Raw genomic sequence first — 11,594 nt, forward strand, 5'->3', positions numbered from 1 at the left:
GCTCTAGGTAACCCGTCATGCGCGCAGATGCCGAGAACCTCAAAACCCAGATCGCCGAGGGCCTCGCCCTGCTGCGCGCCCATCTCAACTGGGATGAGGCGCTGCGGCGGCTGGAGGAACTGAACGCCAAGTCCGAGGACCCGGACCTCTGGAACAAGGCGGATGCCGCCCAGGCGCTGATGCGCGAGCGCAACCGCCTGGCCGCGCAGATCGAGGGCGTCCAGGCGCTGGAGCGCAATGTCGCCGATGCGCTGGAGATGATCGAGCTGGCGGAGGCGGAGGGCGATGCCGCCATCGCCGATGCCGCGGTCGCCGACCTCAAGAGCTATGCGGCCGAGGTGAAGCATCGCGAGACGGAAAGCCTGCTCTCCGGCGAGGCCGACCAGAACGACGCCTATCTGGAAGTGAATGCCGGCGCCGGCGGCACGGAGGCCCAGGACTGGGCCGAGATGCTGCTGCGCATGTACAGCCGATGGGCGGAAAAGCGCGGCTACAAGCTGACCCTGACCGAGCAATCCGACGGCGAGCAGGCCGGCATCAAGTCCGCCACCATCCAGGTGACCGGCGACAACGCCTTCGGCTGGCTGAAGACGGAAACCGGTGTGCATCGCCTGGTCCGCATCAGCCCCTTCGACGCCGCCGCCCGCCGCCAGACCAGCTTTGCCAGCGTCTATGTCTATCCGGTGATCGACGACCGGATCGAGATCGAGATCAACCCGGCCGACCTGAAGACCGACACCTTCCGGGCCTCCGGCGCCGGTGGGCAGCACGTCAACAAGACCGAGTCGGGCGTGCGCTTCACGCATATTCCGACGGGCGTGGTCGCGGCTTCCACCCAGGACCGCAGCCAGCACAAGAACCGCGCCATCGCCATGGAGATGCTGAAGGCGCGGCTGTATGAGCTGGAACTGCGCAAGCGGGAGGCGATCAGCGACGCCGTCGAGGCCGGCAAGACCGATATCGGCTGGGGCCACCAGATCCGCAGCTACGTCCTGCAGCCCTATCAGATGGTGAAGGACCTTCGGACCGGCGTGGAGAAGGGCAATCCCGCCGCGGTGCTGGATGGCGAAATCGACGACTTCATGGCCGCCGCCCTGGCGCTGCGCGTCGGCACCACCCGCTCCGAGGCCAGCGCCAAGGCCGATTGATGGCGGAGGCGGTGCCGGAGGCCCTGAGTGCCGTCATCCTCGCCGCCTTCCCGGACCTCGCAGACGCCCGATTCACGCTGCTGACCGATGGCTGGGAAAGCCAGGCCATCGATGTGGACGACCGGCTGATCTTCCGCTTCCCACGCTTCGAACGCGGCGTGGCGGCCCTGGCGCGGGAAGCCCGGATGCTGGCGGTGATCGCGCCGGCAGTGCCGCTCGCCGTGCCGCGCACGCATTTTCATGCCGGCCCACCCTGCTTCGCCTGGCATGCCAAGCTGCCCGGCGGCACCCTGGTGCCGGCACAGTATGCCGCTTTGCCGGAGGCCGCCCGGCAGCGCCTGCCGGAGGATCTGGCCGGCTTTCAGGCAGCGCTGCATCGCCTGGACCCCGCGCTTCTGACGGAAGCCGGCGCCGGGCCGGTCTGGGACTGGCCGTCGCCGGAGGCGATCCTGCGCGAGGCCTGGCCACGCCTGCCGGAAGTCCTGCGCCCGGTGGCGACGCGGATCGCCACGGATTGCACGGCCCTGCCGCCGGACCCGGGCGGCATCGTCTTCGGGCATTTCGACACGCATGGCTGGAACCTCGCCTTCGACCACGCGGCGGGCCGGCTGCGCGGCGTCTTCGACTTCGGCAGCAGCGGCTTCGGCCCGCTGCATCGCGACTTCCTGGCACCGAGCTTCATCGCGCCGGATCTGACCGACCGGATGATGTCCCGCTACGAGGCGCTGACCGGCCTTCGCCTGGACCGCGCCCGCATCGCCCTGCTGACCGGATTGCAGCGGCTGATGGAATTCGGCGAGTCGACCGAGGCACAGATCGCCGAGTTCGGGCTGCTGCGGAACCTGGAGGATTGGGTGTCGCGGCTGCCGTGACGATCCACCCCTGTTCATCAGCCATAAGTCTGACCTATAAACCTTGATGTGGACGCCGCGCGGAGACGCGGCGCAGGATGGGTCGAGGAGGGTGGATGCGGATTGGGAAAGCTGGCCTCGCGGCGGCGGGGACGGCATGGTGGTGAGCATGGCTGCGCCCCAGACAATCGCCCAGAAGATCATCGCCGCGCATTGCGGGCGGGATCATGTCGAGGTCGGCGAATACGTCACCGTCACGCCCGACTACACCGCCTGCCAGGAGCTGTTCTGGCCGGGCCACAAGCGCAACCTGGAACGCATCGGCGTCGACCGCATCCCGCGCCCCGACAAGGCGGTGATGGTCATCGACCACTCCACCTCCGCCGCCATGGGCTCCCACCACCACGAGACGCATCGCACCCTGCGCGACTGGTGCGCCCGGCAGGGCATCGAGAACTTCTTCGGCCCGGGCAACGGGCTGCGCCACCTGGTACTGACGGAACGCGGCTTCGCCCGGCCGGGCACGCTGATCTTCTCGGACGAGGGCAATATCGCCAGCATCGGCGCGCTGGGCGCGCTGAACCTGCCGATCTCGACGGAGGTAATCGTCGCCATCATCCAGGATGGCAACTGGATCGCCGTGCCACCCTCCGCCCGCATCACCCTGACCGGGCGGCTGGGCTTCGGTGTGACGGCGCGGGACGTCATCCAGACCATCCTGCGAGATTGCAGCCCCGACGGGCGGCTGCTGCAGTGCTGCGTGGAATTCGACGGGCCGGGGCTCGCCACGCTCAGCCTGGACGACTGGCAGACCCTGCTCGCCTCGCTGTTCCATAGCGGTGCCTATACCGGGATCATGACGCCGGATGACCGCGTGCTGGACTATGTCCGTGCGCGGGATGCGGGACGGCCCTGGCAGGCGGTGCGGGCCGATCCCGGCGCCGTCTACATGACGGAGCTGACCTATGACCTGTCCGCCATCGCGCCGATGGTGACGGTGCCGCCGGATGCGCATGGCGCGGTGCCGGTGGAACAGGCGGCGGGGCTGCATATCGACCAGGCCACCATCGGCTTCTGCTCCAATGGAAGGCTGGACGACCTGCGGGAGGCGGCGCGGCTGCTGCGGGGCCGCAAGGTCGCACCGCATGTCACGCTCTATGTCACGCCGGGCAGCCGCGGCGTCTATGTGGAGGCCGCGAAGGAAGGCATCCTGGGCGATCTGGCGGAGGCCGGCGCCACCATCCTCGCCCCCGGCTGCACCACCTGCTGGGGCTACCAGGGCGTGCTGAACGCGAATGAGGTGCTGATCTCCACCCAGCAGTTCAACTACCAGGGCCGCAACGGCGACCGCACCTCCCGCGTCTTCCTGGCCGGCCCCGCGGTGGTCGCGGCCTCGGCCATCGCCGGGCAGATCGTCGATCCCCGGCCGATGCTGGCGGAGGCTGCGCGATGAGCGTCCCCACCGGCCGCGTCTGGAAGTTCGGCGACGATGTGCATGGCGATGACGGCATCATCGAATTCGCCATCATCCGCGACAGCTTTGGCAAGGAATTCGACGAGGACGCCTTGCGCGCCATGTGCTTCCGCCGGCTGCGCCCAGAATTTCCGGCCGAGGTGCGGCCCGGGGACATCGTGGTCGGCGGGCGGAACTTCGCGCATCACAACCATGTCGAGGTCAGCGTCGCCATGCGCGCCTCCGGCATCGCCGTGGTGGTGGTGGAATCCTGCGATTCCGGCTTCCTGCGCCGCGCATTGAATCATGGGTTGCCGGTGATGATCTGCCCCGGCATCCATGGCGGTGTCGAGGATGGGCAGGTGATCTCCGCCGATCCCGCGACGGGCCTGGTGACCCTGCCCGATGGGGGCGCGTTGCGGGCGCGCCCCTTCTCCGAGCGCATGGTGCAGATCTGGCAGGCGGGGGGATCGATTCCGCTGCTGGAACGGGAATTCGCGGCGCGCCGCGCGACACAGGCTCAAGGAGGCTAGAGAAAGATGCTCACACGTCGCATGACGATCCTGGGTGGCGGCGCATTGATGGCGGCGGTCGGCCCGGCCCGGGCACAGACCTTCCCCGACCGGCCGGTGCGGCTTGTCGTCGGCTATCCGCCGGGCGGCAATGTCGATTTCACCGCGCGCCTGCTTCAGCCGGCGATGAGCCAGGCGCTGGGGCAACAGGTGATGGTGGACAACCGCGCGGGCGCGGGCGGCATCGTCGGCACCGACCTGGTCGCGAAGGCGCGGCCGGATGGCTACACCATGCTGCTGACCGGCACCGCGCCGGTTTCCATCTTCCCGGTGGCGATGGAACGCCTGCCCTATGATCCGCTGCGCGACCTGGCGCCGATCGGCATGGCCTATCGCGTGCCGATCGTGATGATGGTCTCGAAGGACATCACCACGACCACGCTGGCGGCCTTCGTCGAACGCGCCAAGGCAACGCCGGGCGGCATGTCCGCCGGCACGGCCGGCATCGGCTCCGGCGCGCATCTGGCGATCGAGCTGTTCAACGCCGGCACCAATGCGGGGCTGGTGCATGTGCCCTATCGCGGCACCGGCCCGGCGCTGAACGACCTGATCGCCGGCAATATCCCGGTGGTCTTCGACCAGCTTTCCAGCGCGCTGCCGCTGCACATGGATGGCCGCGCACGCATCATCGGCATCGCCTCCGCCACCCGGTCGCCGCTGCTGCCGAATGTGGAGACGCTGCGCGAGGCCGGGCTGGTGCAGGCGGAACTCAGCACCACCCTCGGCCTGCTGGCGCCGGGCGGCACGCCGTCCGCCGTGGTGGAGAAGCTCGCCGCCGCGCTGGCCGCCGCGCTGGCGGACCCCGCGGTTAGGGACCGGCTGACCAGCCTGGGCGCGATGATCCCGCCCGCCGCCGACATCACCCCCGCCTATTACGGCCAGGTGGTCCGCGACGAGCTGGACATCTACCGGGAGGCGGTGCGCCTTGGGAATGTGAAGCTGGAGTAGTTGGAGCGCCTGACCCCGACGCCCGTGGAGGCTGACCCATGCGGCCGGCGTCACGCCGGCCGAGGCCGCGAATGCGGCCCGGCGCCTGAGGATCAGCAATACCCCTTCACGCCGCCGCGTTGTTCTGCGCGGTGGCGCTGACGATGCGGCCATCCTCCATCGCCACCACGCGGTCGGCGATGTCCAGGATGCGCGGGTCGTGCGTCACCAGCAGGATCGGCACGCCGCGCGACTTCGCCAGGCCGCGCAGAAGCTGCACCACCTCATGCCCGCTGGCCTTGTCGAGCGCCGCGGTGGGCTCGTCCGCCAGCACCAGCCCGGGGTCCACGGCCAAGGCGCGGGCGACGGAGACGCGTTGGCGCTGGCCGCCGGAGAGTTGCGAGGGCGGCTTGTCCAGATGCTCGGCCAGGCCGACCTGGGCCAGAAGCTCCGCGGCGCGGGCCAGGCGCTGGCCTTCGGACAGGGCCGCATCCTGTTCCAGCGCCATCGCCACATTCTGCCGCGCGGTCAGGAAGCCCAGCAGGTTGTGGTTCTGGAAGATGAAGCCGATGTTGCGGCGCAGGCGCACGCGGGCGGATTCATTGGCGCCGCGCAATTCCTGCCCCAGCACCCGGGCGCTGCCCTCCTGCATCGCGCGCAGCGCGCCGATCAGCGTCAGCAGCGTGGTCTTGCCGCTGCCGGAGGGGCCGGTCAGCAGCACGATCTCGCCCGGCGCCACCGTCAGGTCCACGTCACGCAGCACCGCCTTGCGCAGCTCACCCTCGCCATAGGCGAAGGTGATGCCCCGCAGCAGCACGGGAGCTTCCGCCTGCGTGGGGGCCACCATCAGAACATGTCCGCCGGATTGGCGTCGCGCAGCTTGCGCATCGCCAGCAGCCCGGCCACCCCGCACATGGTGAAGATCATCAGGAAGACGGTTGTGGCGCGCGGCACGTCCATCGACAGCGGCAGGAAGGTGGCGCTGCCGATCACGTCATACAGCAGGGCGGAGACCACGAAGCCCGGGATGAAGCCCGCCACCGCCAGGATCAGCGCCGCGCCCAGCACCACCTGGGCCAGGTAGAAATTGGAATAGCCCATGGCCTTCAGCGTCGCATATTCCTTCAGATGGCCGGCGATGTCGCTGAACAGGATCTGGTAGACAATGACCATGCCGACGACGAGGCCCATCAGGCTGCCGAAGGAGAAGATGAAGCCGATGGGCGTCGTATCCTCCCAGTAGGAACGCTCATGCGCCGTCAGCTCCGCCTGGGTCAGCACCATCACATCCGGCGGCAGCAAGGCGCGCAGCCGCGCCTGGGCGGCGAGCACATCGGCGCCCGGCCGCAGGCGGATGGCGACCAGGTCGATGGAGGAAAGCTGCCTTTCCTTCACCACGCGGCGGAAGTTCACGTCGGACAGCACGATATTGCCATCCGCGCCGAAGGACGGCCCGATCTCGATCAGGCCCACCACCTCCATGTCCCGGTTGCCGACCTGCACCTCGAACGGCCCGCGTTCCGCCAGCATCTGGGCAACGGGGCCGAATTCGGGGCGGGATCGCTGGTCGAAGGCCATGGTGTCGGCGCGCTTCAGCCGGTCCAGCAGCGGTTCCAGGCCCGGGAAATCCACAACCCCCGCATCGGTATCGACGCCGACGAGCTGGATGGCCCGGCGCGTGCCGGTCTCGGGGTTCCGCCATGTGGCCTGGGCCAGGTAGATCGGCACGGTGCGCTCCACCTCCGGCAGTGCCAGCACCTGCCAGGCCCGCACCCGCGGCAGTGGTTCGGACCGGAAGCTGGCGGTGGTCAGGGGGTGCATCAGGAACAGGTCGCCGCGCATGGCGGCGATCAGCGCGGTGGCGCTGTCGAACAGCGCGGCACGGAAGCCGAGCTGCATGAAGACCAGCACGCAGGCGAACATGACGCCGGCGATGGCGGAGGCCAGCCGCGCCTTCTCCGACCACAATTGCCGCCAGGCCAGGCGCACCGCCAGCAGGGTGCTGGCGGCGAAGCCCGGTGACCGGCGCGCGGCGAGGACGGCGCCGCTCACGGCCGGATCGCCACCTGGACCTGCATGTTGGATCGCCGCGCCAGCGCCGCCACGCCGGCCGCATCCAGCGCCAGCCGCACCTCCACCGTCCGCGCATCCACCGCGGCGACGGGGTCGGTGCCGGCCTGGGTGGTGCGGCGCACCTGCCAGCCGATCTCGCGCACCGTCGCGCCGAAGCGCTGCGGCACCCCCGGCACCACCACCTCGGCCGGCGCGCCCTGGCGCAGCCGCGGCAGGTCGGTCTCGAACACCTCCGCCACCACATCCATCGCCGTCAGGTCGGCCATTTCCAGCACGCCGTCGCTGGACACCGCCTCCCCCGCGCGCGCCAGAACCCGCAGCACGGTGCCGTCGATCGGGGCGCGCAGCCGGGCCAGCGCCGCCTCCACCCGGGCGCGGGTCAGGGCCGCCTCGGCGGCGGTGTATTCAGCCTCGGCCAAAGCAAGGTCCTCGGGGCGCGGACCGAGCAGGGACTCCAGCGCGGCTTCCGCCTCCGCCCGCTCGGCGCGGGCCTGGTTGGCGGCGAAGCGGTTGCGCTCCGCGGTCGCCTCGGCGCCGGCGCCGCTGCGTTGCAGGCGCTCCGCCCGCTCGGCCTCGCGCCGCGCGCTGGCCTCGGCGTTGCGCAGCGCCTCGACGCGGGCGCGCTGGGCCGTCACCTCCGATTCGCGGCCGCCGGCGCGGGTGCGGGCCAGCCTGGCGCGGGCCTGGGCGAGTTGCGCCTCGGCCTGGGCCAGCGCCGCATCCTTCAGCGCCGCATCCTGGAATTCCGCGACCACCTGGCCGGCGCGGACCTCGCTGCCCTCCTGCACCAGCAGCCGGGCGATGCGCGGGCTTTCCTGCGCATTGCCCGGGGCGAGACGGCGAATGCGCGAGGCCGGTTCCACCCGCCCCAGCGCGCCGACCCCGATGGGGCCAGTGGGTGCCACGGCGACGGGCGGCGGCGTGGCGGCGGTGCCGCCCAGCGCGACATAGGCGCCGCCGGCCGCCGCCAGCAGTACCACGGCAAGGGTCAGGAATTGGCCGCGGCGGGTCATCGGGCAGGTTCCAGCAGCATGTCCAGGGCCTCGCGCACCTCTGCCAACTCCGCCTCCGTCAGACGATAGAGCCCAAAGACATGCGACATGAACAGCCCATCCGTGGCGCACATGATGGCCTGGGCCGCGCCCGGCCGCAGCCCGTCCTGGGCGAGTGCCGCCCGCATCCGGGCGAAGACGGCGCGGATCGGGTCGAGCAGGGCCGGGTCGTGGTGGAAGGCGGCAAGGAAGACCGCCGCCGCGCGGTCCTGCAACTCGCAGCCCGGCACCGCCGCGCCGAAGGCCCAGGCGAGCATGGCGCGGGCGGTGCGGCCGGAGCCTTCCGGCTGGCTGGTGACCGCCTTGTCGAAATCCACCGCCATGGCCTCCGCCAACCGGCCGAGCAGGCCGGTCAGCAGCGCCTCCTTGGAGGCAAAATGGTACAGCAACCCACCCTTGGAGATGCCGGCATCCCGCGCCGCGGCCTCCAGCGTCAGGGCCGGCACGCCCCGCGCCTGCACGATCGCCTCGGCGGCGTCGAGGATGCGGGTGCGGGAATCGGTTTGGGAGTCGACCATATCCCGTTAGATGTACCGGCCGGACGGTAAGTCAACCGGCCGGACGGTATAGCGGATCAGACGCCCTCGGCCGGCCGCCGCCGCAGCACATCCACCGTCGCCTGCGCCGTGCTGGCGGCCAGGCCCAGGCGCTGCATGGCGAAATCGGCCATGCCGAGCGCGATCTCCCGCTCCCCCATCATCACCAGCCCGACGCCGGCCTCGGCCTCCAGCCAGATGGTCTCGGTCTCGGAATGGCTGCGCACGACGGTCTGGATATTGGGATTGGCCTGGCGCACCAGGCGCAGCACCTCCCGCGCCTCCAGCGCGCCGGGCAGGGCCAGAACCAGGATGCGGGCGCGTTCGGGATGCGCGGCCTCCATCACCTCCGGCCGGGTCGCATCGCCCCAGATGGCGGGCACGCCTTCCGCCGCCAGCCGCTCCACCGCCGCGCGATCCTCCTCCATGACGATCAGCGGCAGGTGGTGGCGGCGCAGGGCGCCGATGATGGTGGACCCGACCCGGCCGGCGCCGACAACGATGGCGTGGTCGGTCAGCACCGGCCAGGGGATCGGCGGCGGGCGCGGGGCCGTGGCGGGCTTGCGGCCGGCCAGCCGCCGTTCCAAGCCCGGTGCCAGCGCCTCCGCCGCCTTCAGCAGCAGGGGCGTGGCGATGATGCTGCCGATGGCGGCCATCAGCACCGGGCCGCGCACCGTGTCCGGCAGCAGGCCCTGGCCGATCGAGACCTCGGTCAGCAGGAAGGAGAATTCGCCGATCTGCGCCAGGCCGGCGGCAACCAGCAGGGCAATGCGTGGCGGCACCCGGAAGGCCAGCAGCAGCGCCAGCACCGACCCGCCAATGGTCAGGATGACGCTGACCGTGGCCGCCAGCGCCGCCAAAGGCTGGTCCGCCACCTGGGTCAGGTCCAGCAGCAGCCCGACCGAGACGAAGAAGATCGCGGAGAAGATGCGGGTCAGCGGCGTGGCTTCCGCCGCCGCCTGATGGCCGACATCACTCTCCCCCAGCAGCACACCGGCGAAGAAGGCACCCAGCGCGAAGGACACGCCGAACAGGGAGGAGGCGAGCACCGCCACCCCCAGCGCCGCCGCCAGCACCGCCAGGGTGAACAACTCCCGCGACCCGGTACGCGCTACCCATTGCAGCGCCCAGGGCAGCACCCGCCGCCCGACCAGCGCCATCAGCAGCACGAAGGCGGCCAGCGACAGCGCCGCCTTGCCGAGCCCCAGCAGCATCGGCCCGGCCCCCGCCCCCGCGCCGCCGGCCAGCGCCGGCAGCAGCACCAGGGCGAAGACCACCACCAGGTCCTGCATCACCAGCCAGCCGAGTGCCAGCCGCCCGACAGGCCCGCCGAGCTTGCCGCGTTCCTCCAGCGACTTGGTGGCGACGGCGGTGGAGGAAATCGCCAGCGCCAGGCCGAAGGCGAGCGATGGCGCCGCGGGCAGGCCGAGCAGCCCGATGCCCACCAGCGCGCCGGCGCCGAGCGCGATGCCGATCTGCACCACGGCCCCCGGCACCGCCACCCGCCACACCGCCAGCAGGTCGGCGGGGCGGAAATGCAGGCCGATGCTGAACAGCAGCAGCGCCACGCCGACCTCCGCCATGGCGGTGACCATGCCGCGCTCCGCCACCGCGCCGGGCAGGTAGGGGGCGATCAGCACGCCCGCGGCGATATAGCCGATCAGCGCCGGCAGCCGCAGCATGCGGGCGCCGGTACCGAAGATGAAGGCAAGCAGGATGCAGGCGACGATCGTCGCCAGCATGGGATCGGGTCCGTGCGGCATGGCAACAGCATGCCGTGTCGGCGGGACGGCGGATAGGGTGGGGAACGGGAGGCCTGCCACGCGTTTGGTGCTAGAAGGGCCGTCCCCTGGGAGAGTCCCGCCCTTGATCGAACATTATGGCTGGTCCGACACATGGCGGCAGGCCTTCGAGCCGCATGACCGCGCCGGCCATATCCCCGGACGCATCATCGTCCAGCAGCGCGAGGCGCATATGGTGCTCACCGATAAGGGCACCCTGAGCGCCAGGATCTCCGGACGCCTGCGCCACGAGGCGCGGGAGGCGGGCCTTCCCACCGCCGGCGACTGGGTGGCCCTGTCTGCCAAGGCCAATGACGGCACCGCCACCATCCATGCCATCCTGCCGCGCCGCACCGCCTTCGTGCGCCGGGCCGCCGACAGCCTGCAGACGCTTCAGGTCATCGCCGCCAATATCGACGTGGTCTTCGTCGTCACCTCGATGAATGCCGACCTCAATCCGCGCCGGCTGGAGCGTTTTCTCGCCGCCGCCTGGCAGAGCGGTGCCCGGCCGGTCGTGGTCCTGACCAAGGCCGATCTCTGCGCAGAGCCCGAGGCCCAGGCCGCCGAGATCGCCGCCCTGGCCGCGGGCTGCCCGGTGCTGGTGGTCTCGGTGCGCCAGGGCCTGGGCATGGACGGCCTGATGGCGCAGATCGCGCCGGGCGAGACCTGCGCGCTGATCGGCTCCTCGGGCGTCGGCAAATCCACCCTGGTGAACGCGCTGCTGGGCGAGGAGCGGATGGCGACGCAGGAGATCCGCGCGGCGGATGCCCGGGGTCGTCACACCACGAGCAACCGCCAGCTCATCCTGCTGCCCGGTGGCGGGCTGATCCTCGACACGCCCGGCATCCGCGAGGTGGGGCTGATCGACGCGGATGAGGGGCTCAGCACGGTCTTCGACGACATCGAGGCGCTGGCGCGGAACTGCCGGTTCAGCGACTGCGGGCACGGCAACGAACCCGGCTGCGCGGTGCGCGCCGCGCTGGAGGATGGCCGACTCGACGCCCAGCGCTGGGCGCATTTCCAGAAGCTGAGCGCTGAGCTGGCGGCCCTGGGCGTGACGAGGGACCGGATGGCGCAGGAGATGGAACACCGGCGCCAGGCCGCGCAGCAGAGGGCGTATCGGTCCACCAAGCGGGATCTGCGGGACCCGTCCTGAGGAACAGGCGCGAAACACCCGCGATCACCCGAGGGCCTGATCCCC

General features: G+C 70.9%; 11 protein-coding genes. 6 read left to right on the forward strand and 5 right to left on the reverse strand.

The window, feature by feature from the left end; genetic code table 11:
• Positions 1 to 17: 17 nt before the first annotated feature.
• The 5 genes from prfB to JJQ90_RS02790 all read left to right on the forward strand — a co-directional run bounded on the left by prfB (position 18) and on the right by JJQ90_RS02790 (position 4,972).
• Positions 18 to 1,148, forward strand: a complete 1,131-nt coding sequence (prfB, locus tag JJQ90_RS02770) for a peptide chain release factor 2 (RefSeq protein ID WP_216872913.1) — start codon at positions 18 to 20, stop codon at positions 1,146 to 1,148.
• A complete protein-coding gene (locus JJQ90_RS02775; RefSeq protein ID WP_216872914.1) occupies positions 1,148 to 2,020 on the forward strand; it encodes a phosphotransferase family protein in 873 nt (290 codons plus the stop codon). Before prfB ends, JJQ90_RS02775 begins: the two co-directional genes overlap by 1 nt.
• A gap of 148 nt (positions 2,021 to 2,168) precedes the next feature.
• A complete protein-coding gene (locus tag JJQ90_RS02780) occupies positions 2,169 to 3,452 on the forward strand; it encodes a 3-isopropylmalate dehydratase large subunit (protein ID WP_216872915.1) in 1,284 nt (427 codons plus the stop codon).
• Positions 3,449 to 3,985, forward strand: a complete 537-nt coding sequence (locus tag JJQ90_RS02785; RefSeq protein ID WP_216872916.1) for a 3-isopropylmalate dehydratase small subunit — start codon at positions 3,449 to 3,451, stop codon at positions 3,983 to 3,985. The genes JJQ90_RS02780 and JJQ90_RS02785 overlap by 4 nt, the downstream gene beginning before the upstream one ends.
• Before the next feature lie 6 nt (positions 3,986 to 3,991).
• Complete coding sequence (locus tag JJQ90_RS02790; protein ID WP_216872917.1) at positions 3,992 to 4,972, forward strand: Bug family tripartite tricarboxylate transporter substrate binding protein; 981 nt, start codon at positions 3,992 to 3,994, stop codon at positions 4,970 to 4,972.
• Between the two features lie 106 nt (positions 4,973 to 5,078).
• Here the strand turns inward: JJQ90_RS02790 and JJQ90_RS02795 are convergent, their stop codons facing one another.
• Genes JJQ90_RS02795 through JJQ90_RS02815 form a run of 5 tightly spaced genes read right to left on the reverse strand, consistent with a single transcriptional unit; the run spans position 5,079 to position 10,354 of the window.
• Positions 5,079 to 5,798, reverse strand: coding sequence for an ATP-binding cassette domain-containing protein (locus JJQ90_RS02795; RefSeq protein WP_216872918.1), 720 nt, complete (start codon positions 5,796 to 5,798; stop codon positions 5,079 to 5,081).
• A complete protein-coding gene (gene devC / locus JJQ90_RS02800; protein ID WP_216872919.1) occupies positions 5,798 to 7,003 on the reverse strand; it encodes an ABC transporter permease DevC in 1,206 nt (401 codons plus the stop codon). The genes JJQ90_RS02795 and devC overlap by 1 nt, the downstream gene beginning before the upstream one ends.
• Entirely contained in the window at positions 7,000 to 8,037 is a 1,038-nt protein-coding gene (locus tag JJQ90_RS02805) for an efflux RND transporter periplasmic adaptor subunit (protein ID WP_216872920.1), read from the reverse strand. The genes devC and JJQ90_RS02805 overlap by 4 nt, the downstream gene beginning before the upstream one ends.
• A complete protein-coding gene (locus JJQ90_RS02810) occupies positions 8,034 to 8,594 on the reverse strand; it encodes a TetR/AcrR family transcriptional regulator (RefSeq protein WP_216872921.1) in 561 nt (186 codons plus the stop codon). The genes JJQ90_RS02805 and JJQ90_RS02810 overlap by 4 nt, the downstream gene beginning before the upstream one ends.
• 56 nt (positions 8,595 to 8,650) lie before the next feature.
• Positions 8,651 to 10,354 (reverse strand): cation:proton antiporter, encoded by a 1,704-nt coding sequence (locus JJQ90_RS02815; RefSeq protein WP_216872922.1) that lies wholly within the window; start codon positions 10,352 to 10,354, stop codon positions 8,651 to 8,653.
• A gap of 124 nt (positions 10,355 to 10,478) precedes the next feature.
• Here JJQ90_RS02815 and rsgA point away from each other — a divergent pair, with 124 nt between their 5' ends.
• On the forward strand, positions 10,479 to 11,549 hold the full coding sequence (gene rsgA, locus JJQ90_RS02820; protein WP_216872923.1) for a ribosome small subunit-dependent GTPase A: 1,071 nt from the start codon (positions 10,479 to 10,481) through the stop codon (positions 11,547 to 11,549).
• The last annotated feature ends 45 nt before the right edge of the window (positions 11,550 to 11,594 follow it).

This window comes from Falsiroseomonas oleicola (assembly GCF_019029495.1).
Classification (GTDB): domain Bacteria; phylum Pseudomonadota; class Alphaproteobacteria; order Acetobacterales; family Acetobacteraceae; genus Falsiroseomonas; species Falsiroseomonas oleicola.

What these genes read in the sequence shown, in the direction of transcription:
- prfB (WP_216872913.1), top strand. Translation starts at nt 18, where the DNA reads ATGCGCGCAGATGCCGAGAACCTCAAAACCCAGATCGCCGAGGGCCTC.
- JJQ90_RS02775 (WP_216872914.1), top strand. Translation starts at nt 1,148, where the DNA reads ATGGCGGAGGCGGTGCCGGAGGCCCTGAGTGCCGTCATCCTCGCCGCC.
- JJQ90_RS02780 (WP_216872915.1), top strand. Translation starts at nt 2,169, where the DNA reads ATGGCTGCGCCCCAGACAATCGCCCAGAAGATCATCGCCGCGCATTGC.
- JJQ90_RS02785 (WP_216872916.1), top strand. Translation starts at nt 3,449, where the DNA reads ATGAGCGTCCCCACCGGCCGCGTCTGGAAGTTCGGCGACGATGTGCAT.
- JJQ90_RS02790 (WP_216872917.1), top strand. Translation starts at nt 3,992, where the DNA reads ATGCTCACACGTCGCATGACGATCCTGGGTGGCGGCGCATTGATGGCG.
- JJQ90_RS02795 (WP_216872918.1), bottom strand. Translation starts at nt 5,798, where the DNA reads ATGGTGGCCCCCACGCAGGCGGAAGCTCCCGTGCTGCTGCGGGGCATC.
- JJQ90_RS02805 (WP_216872920.1), bottom strand. Translation starts at nt 8,037, where the DNA reads ATGACCCGCCGCGGCCAATTCCTGACCCTTGCCGTGGTACTGCTGGCG.
- JJQ90_RS02810 (WP_216872921.1), bottom strand. Translation starts at nt 8,594, where the DNA reads ATGGTCGACTCCCAAACCGATTCCCGCACCCGCATCCTCGACGCCGCC.
- JJQ90_RS02815 (WP_216872922.1), bottom strand. Translation starts at nt 10,354, where the DNA reads ATGCTGGCGACGATCGTCGCCTGCATCCTGCTTGCCTTCATCTTCGGT.